Origin of the sequence: Streptomyces sp. MUM 2J, assembly GCF_022414535.1 — a bacterium.
Taxonomy (GTDB): Bacteria; Actinomycetota; Actinomycetes; order Streptomycetales; family Streptomycetaceae; genus Streptomyces.
Map to the genome: position 1 here is coordinate 1 of NZ_JADWYM010000111.1, position 1244 is coordinate 1244.

The 1244-nt window shown below is 71.8% G+C and carries 1 protein-coding gene; it reads left to right on the forward strand.

The window, feature by feature from the left end:
- A partial coding sequence (glyA, locus tag I3F54_RS31845; RefSeq protein ID WP_240122403.1) for a serine hydroxymethyltransferase occupies positions 1–1244 on the forward strand: 1244 nt, incomplete at both ends.

Below are 1244 nucleotides of genomic sequence, written 5' to 3' on the forward strand. Positions count from 1 at the left end.
CTGCACGAGCTCGACCCCGAGGTCGCCGCGGCCGTCGACGCCGAGCTGGTCCGCCAGCAGTCCACCCTTGAGATGATCGCCTCGGAGAACTTCGCGCCGGTCGCGGTGATGGAGGCGCAGGGGTCGGTCCTCACGAACAAGTACGCCGAGGGCTACCCGGGCCGCCGTTACTACGGTGGCTGCGAGCACGTCGACGTCACCGAGCGGATCGCCATCGACCGGCTCAAGGAGCTGTTCGGCGCCGAGTACGCCAACGTGCAGCCCCACTCCGGTGCCTCCGCCAACCAGGCGGCGCTGTTCGCGCTGGCCAAGCCCGGGGACACCATCCTGGGCCTGGACCTGGCGCACGGCGGCCACCTGACCCACGGGATGCGGCTGAACTTCTCCGGCAAGCAGTTCGACGTGGTCGCCTACCACGTGGACGCCGCCACCGGTCTGGTCGACATGGCCGAGCTGGAGCGCCTCGCCAAGGAGCACCGCCCGAAGGTGATCATCGCGGGCTGGTCGGCGTACCCGCGGCAGCTGGACTTCGCGGCCTTCCGCCGGATCGCCGACGAGGTCGGCGCGTACCTGTGGGTGGACATGGCCCACTTCGCCGGTCTGGTCGCGGCGGGCCTGCACCCCAACCCGGTGCCGTTCGCGGACGTGGTGACCTCCACCACGCACAAGACCCTCGGCGGTCCGCGCGGCGGCATCATCCTCGCCCGGCAGGACTTCGCGAAGAAGCTGAACTCGTCCGTGTTCCCGGGGTTCCAGGGCGGCCCCCTGGAGCACGTGATCGCGGCCAAGGCGGTCTCCTTCAAGATCGCCGCCTCGCCGGAGTTCGCGGAGCGGCAGCGCCGGACGGTGGAGGGGGCGAGGATCCTCGCCGAACGGCTGACCGCCGCCGACACCCGTGAGGCCGGGGTGAACGTGCTCTCCGGCGGCACGGACGTGCACCTCGTCCTCGTCGACCTGCGCGAGTCCGAGCTGGACGGGCAGCAGGCCGAGGACCGCCTCCACGAGGTCGGCATCACCGTCAACCGCAACGCCGTACCCGACGACCCGCGTCCCCCGATGGTCACCTCCGGTCTGCGGATCGGCACGCCCGCCCTGGCCACCCGCGGCTTCACCGCCGAGGACTTCGCCGAGGTCGCGGACGTGATCGCGGAGACCCTCAAGGCGCCGTCGCCCTTCGGGGAGACCGACGCCGAGCCCCTGAGGGCGCGCGTGCGAGCGCTCGCCGACCAGCACCCGCTCTACCC